General features: G+C 41.9%; 3 protein-coding genes. 1 reads left to right on the top strand and 2 read right to left on the bottom strand.

Features of this window, described 5'->3' with window-relative positions; all coding sequences use genetic code 11:
- Positions 1-165 precede the first annotated feature (165 nt).
- On the top strand, positions 166-375 hold the full coding sequence (locus tag A5294_RS03195; protein WP_004106126.1) for a hypothetical protein: 210 nt from the start codon (positions 166-168) through the stop codon (positions 373-375).
- A gap of 187 nt (positions 376-562) precedes the next feature.
- Here A5294_RS03195 and A5294_RS03200 read toward each other — a convergent pair whose 3' ends face one another.
- Positions 563-2920, bottom strand: a complete 2358-nt coding sequence (locus A5294_RS03200; RefSeq protein WP_064340446.1) for a BspA family leucine-rich repeat surface protein — start codon at positions 2918-2920, stop codon at positions 563-565.
- A 301-nt stretch (positions 2921-3221) separates the two neighbouring features.
- Positions 3222-5711, bottom strand: a complete 2490-nt coding sequence (locus A5294_RS03205) for a glycogen/starch/alpha-glucan phosphorylase (protein WP_004119745.1) — start codon at positions 5709-5711, stop codon at positions 3222-3224.
- Positions 5712-5922 lie beyond the last annotated feature (211 nt).

Here is a 5922-nt window from a genome sequence, read left to right on the forward strand (position 1 = left end):
GCATATGCTTATGATATCGGTTTTACTTCACAAATTTAATCAATAACATTATTTAAAAAAGATGCAACTCTGAAGAAAAGCAACTATGATAGTTATTACGCGACAAAAAGCGGTATAGATTGTTGACTTGGACGAGCAGGTCAGCTTAACCGGAAAGGAGCCATCATGGAGAACAGATCCTCTGGCGGTTGGAAGTTCTTTGCACTGCTCTTCGGAGCACTGCTCGCAGGTATTGCTGCGTTGTATGTGTACAAGCAGCATAATCCTGATTATGACCCTTGGGAGGAACCATGGGAGAACAGTTCTTCGCCAATTGACCTAGGGTTAGAAAAAGAAGAGAAAGAAGCTAACGATACTCCTGCCGCTGAGGCATAAGTGACATTTGCTTTATACAGTCCAAAATAAAGGCGATTGCGTATATTCGTAGTCGCCTTTATTTGTAATTACTAAAGAATTGTTGCAAACAAAAGCGTTTGTCTTACATGCAATTTAACTAAAATCTACACAAAAAGGCGGAAACTGATTAACAGCTTCCGCCTTTTATGTAATTTACGCAGCAGTATTACTTAATTGCATGCTTGCGCTTTTTGAAACGCAGTTTGCCCAAGGAGAACGATCCAACGGAGGTTGCAATGAACAACGACAGTAATGCTGCATATTGCGTTGCAGAACCTGTTGCTGCTAATAGATTTTTTGACGCATTATTTTGTTCAGTGTGCGATGCGTTAGAAGTGCTATTTGCAGACTGGTTGTTTCTTTTATTTTCGTTATTACCGATATTTTTAGCGGAACAATCACAATTGCAAGCAGGCGAAGTATCGTTATTTTGTTGATCTTTTTGATTTTGTGTGCCGGCATTATTTGGCATAGTTTGAACGTAAATAATATTCGGCTTGTCTGGAACATTTGAGTGATCTGGATTTGCAGGCTTTTGTGGTTCTGGATCTGTTTGTGTTCCAGTATCAGTGGTTTCTGGTGTATCTGTCACTGTATCTGTGCCAGTGCCAGTGTCGGTTGTTTCCGGTGTATCAGTTTGCGTGCCGGTATCGGTGGTTGTTTGCTTATTGTATTGAACATAATAAACATCATCTTTAATATTGACAGTAGTAGAAGCTTTTTCTACTGGCATAACACTATATCCCTTAATTTGAGGAAGTGTAAACTTCTCAAAAACAGCTTTAGACCAAGGGCTTAACACTTTATTGCCTTTGCTATCAGTTTTAAGAGTACGATGAATCTCTCTTTTGCGAATAATAGTATATTCTGGCTCGCCCGGCTGATCGTGAACTGTTATAGTTTGCGTAATAGTTTTTTTGTATTTTACTTCTTCAATAACAAATGATGCGTTAGCTGTTAAATGAGCGTCATTGTAGCTGTTTTTGAACTTGTCGAAAATGGTATCTGTAATTACGTATTTTTTATTATCTTTCTTTTCTTTTTCTTTTATCCAGTTATTGACTTTTTTCTGAGCTTCCGCAAGAACAACGTTTCGTTGTGCATCTTTATTTGAAGCATCAATGCTTGTGCTGTAGTAGACTACTGGCATTTTGATAGTTGCAAAAGGAGCTTTTTTATCGTCATAATCTTTGCGAGAATGATAGAGGCGCACACAATGGTGGAATCCACTTATATTTTTTATTTCCTTAACAAAGGGTCCATCAGTTATGAAAATTGCGCCGATTCCTGATCTGTTATAAGGCCCTTGTTCTTCTCCTTGTGCCATATTATTGATAATTTTAATAAACAGTGGACTATTCTTATAACTTGTAACAGACTTCCAATCTTTAGCTATTAATGTACCGGTAAGTTTTGAAAACATTCTGTTCATATTGACATCGTGATTAAGCTGCCACTTACCTAAACCAGAGAAGTCTTCGAGATTATAGTTAGAAATAAACATCTGTTGCATATTAGTAACGTTTTTAACATTCCAGTTAGCAAGTGGAGATAAATCTCTTATGTCTGCAGCATAGAACATATCTTTCATAATCGTTACTTTAGCAGTGTTCCAATTCTTCAATGGTTCTACTGATCTCAACTCATAGCATTGTGCAAGCATGCTGTCCATTGTTGTGACATTGTCGGTTTTCCATTTGCTCAAGAATCCAAAATCTTTATCTGGCACTATTTTTAATCCGTTGAATACATAATCCATGTTCGTTACTTTAGAAGTATTCCAGCTAGATAAGTTAGGAAGATCTACCAAAACATAGCATTGAGAAAATAGTTCTTCTAAACTAGTAACAGTACTTACATCCCAATTCTCTATGCCTTTTATAGTTTGAAGTTCCCCATTGTCAAAGAATGTTCTATGTAAACCAGTAATTCTACCTGTATGTAAATTAGCAAGATCAATATGTGTAAGCTTTGTGCTTGCAAACAAATAACTTAAGTTAGTGTCAGGCATATTAACAGGATTGCCATTATGAGAAATAGCAATAGTTTTAGTGTTATTTGTAGTGTCAGTTTGATTTTTATCAATTAATCCAGATAAAGTGTTCTCTGCAATGCTTAAGCTAGTAACACCTTTGTACTTGCTTCCATTAGTTGTATCATCTTTAAGATCTGCAAGCGTTGGAACAACTACATGCTTTTTATCGCCATTGTAAGATTCAATGGTCGCGCTTGTGCCATTTACTGTAACAGTCCATTTACTTACGTCAACTTTGCCGTAAATATTTTCGTCTAATGGTTTAAGAGATTGTAGTTCAGTGTTATTTGTTTGAGTTGTGCTTCTATCAGTTTGTTTCAGGGGGGGGGTATTCGTTTGTTTATTATTTTGTGACTGTTGCGTTGACTGCGCAGTTGCGCGAGAAGTTAAAGCAAAGCTGTTTGCTGCAAAACTAAACAAAAGCGCGAGAGCGCATATAACTGCTGTAATTATGTATGAATACGATAAGCGTATACTCTTCTTCTTCATAAAACCTTCTTTAATAAAGCACGCAACTAAAGGCATGCGAATATTGTTGAAAATACATTGCTATTCTAGGAGTTATTAGTGTCAAATGGTAGGTGCATGCAAAATAAAATAACAATATTTACAATTTCTTCAAAAGATTAAAAATAAAAATATATGCATAAATAACGTAACTATGCAAATAAATAACACTACGAAATAAATAACACTACGAAAAGCAGTAGTGAGTTTAGAAACAATAACGCCTGCGGAAGTACAAAACTCACGCAGGCGTTATTATGTATTGCTATTAGAGAATACTCAATTACTCAGCAACAGGTGTTGGAAGAGCACCAGTGTGCCAAATGCGATCGAGGTAATCTTCGATAGAGCGGTCAGAAGAGAAGTAACCAGAGTTGGCTACATTCAAGACTGCCATGCGAGCCCACTTCATTGGATCGCGGTAAGTTTCCTCAATCTGAGCCTGAATATCCATGTAAGAGCTGAAGTCAGCCATTGCCATGAAGTAATCGTGGGTAAGCCAATCGTTAACGAGTGGCTCATACACGCTCTTGTCGCCGTTGGAGAAGGTGCCGTCAGCAACCATATCCACAGCAGTCTTCAAGCGAGGATCAGACTCATAGTACTTACGGGAGCCGCCGTGATCGTAGCCTTCAGCGTAGAGCTTCTCAACCTCGTCAACGGTCATGCCGAAGAGGAAGAAGTTCTCAGCGCCAACGCGCTCACGAATCTCAACGTTTGCACCATCGAGAGTACCAACAGTCAAAGCACCGTTCAAAGCGAACTTCATGTTACCAGTACCGGAAGCTTCCTTACCAGCCTGAGAAATCTGCTCATCCAAATCGGTGGCAGGAATCAAGTTCATTGCCAACTCGATGTTGTAGTTTGGTGGGAAGAACACAGCGAGCTTGCCCTTGCATGCTGGGTCGTTATTCACCACGCGAGCAACATTGTTAATGAGCTGAATGGTGAGCTTTGCCATAGCATAGCCAGGAGCAGACTTAGCGCCGAAGAACACGGTGCGTGGAAGCATCTTGTCGACGTCGATTGTGCCGTTCTTAATTCCAGCGTACATGGAGATGACCTGGAGGATCTTCATGGACTGGCGCTTGTACTCGTGCAAACGCTTGATGATGGTGTTGAACATGGTGTCTGGGTTGATCTCAAAGCCATACTTCTGCTTTGCGAAATCAACGAAGGCAAGCTTGTTCTGCTTCTTGACTTCAGCAAACTTCTTAACGAATGCCTTGTCGTCAGCCAATGGCTTCAAACCTTCGAGAAGCTCCAAATTACCTTGCCAAGCGTCGGTGCCCAAGCCCTCAGTGATAAGAGCAGACATACGTGGGTTGCTCAAGCGCACGAAGCGACGAGGAGTTACGCCGTTAGTGACGTTCTTGAATTTATCTGGGTAAACGCTGGAGAAGTCCTTCAAAGTGACATCCTTCAACAACTCAGAGTGAAGCTCAGCAACACCGTTAACGTAAGAACCGCCGTAGGTAGCCAAGTAAGCCATACGAACTACAGCACCTTCGCCATTTTCGTCAGCGTCGGTAGCGATGCGCATGCGCTCAACCTGATCCTCAGCAACGCCCTTACCGCGAAGCTCGTTGCGGAACTGCTCGCTGATGCCCTGAATGATCTCAAGGTGGCGTGGCAAAAGTTCGCCGATAAGCTTGGCTGGCCAAACTTCCAAAGCTTCTGGAAGCAAGGTGTGGCAAGTGTAGTTGAAGGTCTTGGTGGTGATACCCCAAGCGGTGTTCCAATCGTAGCCGTACTCGTCCATAAGAACGCGCATAAGCTCTGGAATGCCGATAACTGGGTGAGTATCGTTCAACTGGAAGTTAATCTTGCTTGGGAAGGTGGTGAGATCCGGCTTATCCTGACCTGGATAGAATACGCGGATAGCATCATGAATAGAAGCAGCTACGAAGAAGTACTGCTGCTCAAGACGCAAAGCCTTACCTTCTGGAGTGGAATCTTCTGGGTAAAGAATCTTAGAAATGTTTTCCGCTGCAACCTGTGGCTTAACAGCGTCCAAGTAATCAGACTTGTTGAAGGTGAGCAAATCAAACTCGTCGTAAGACTTAGCAGTCCACAAACGAAGAGTGTTTACGCGACCAGAATTATAACCTGGAACCATGTAGTCAACTGGTACTGCACGAACAGACCAAGCTGGCTTCCAAACGCGCTTGCCGTTTTCTTCTACAACTTCACCACCGAAGTTGACGCGCTGGTCACGACCATAATCAATGTGACCCCATGGCTCTTCATTGCTAAGCCAGTAATCAGGGGTTTCAACCTGCTTACCTTCTTCATCAAAGCGCTGCTTGAAGATGCCGTAACGATACTGGATGCCGTAGCCAAATGCTGGAACGCCAATAGAGGCGAGTGAATCGATGAAGCAGGCTGCGAGACGACCCAAACCGCCGTTACCTAAACCTGGTTCATACTCAGCATCGATAACAGCCTTTGGATCAAAGCCAAGCTTAGTAACAGCCTTATTGAATTGGTCAGTAAGACCAGCGTTCAACAAAGCGTTCTCAAGCTGCTTACCCATCAAGAACTCTGCGCTCAAATAGCCCACAGCCTTGGTGTTGCCATTAACCATGTCATGCTGAGTCTGCATCCAAGAGTCCATCAAGTGACGACGAACTGCGGTAGCAGCGGCAACATACACATCTGCCGTAGTGGCCTGCTCTGGCGTTACACCCTGGGTGTACTTGAGGTGCTCTTGAAGTTCTTTGGCAAATGCCGTCGCAGTAGTTTTGGCTTTCGGCGCGACGTGTTTAGTCATATTTGACTCCTTGTGCCGTTTGATATATTTCCTAAAAGTGTGCAGCCTAAAACTTTGTGTTTAGACAATTAAACCACCACCATTTTGCAGATAACCTTTGCAGATAACTACAAGAGGCATGTGAATGCACACGATAACCCCAAGAATACCACAACCTAGCCCCTTTAAATATTTGTATATAACGTCTTAATACAAATATATTGCTGAAAGT

This window comes from Gardnerella sp. 30-4, assembly GCF_001641215.1.
Taxonomy (GTDB): Bacteria; Actinomycetota; Actinomycetes; order Actinomycetales; family Bifidobacteriaceae; genus Bifidobacterium; species Bifidobacterium leopoldii.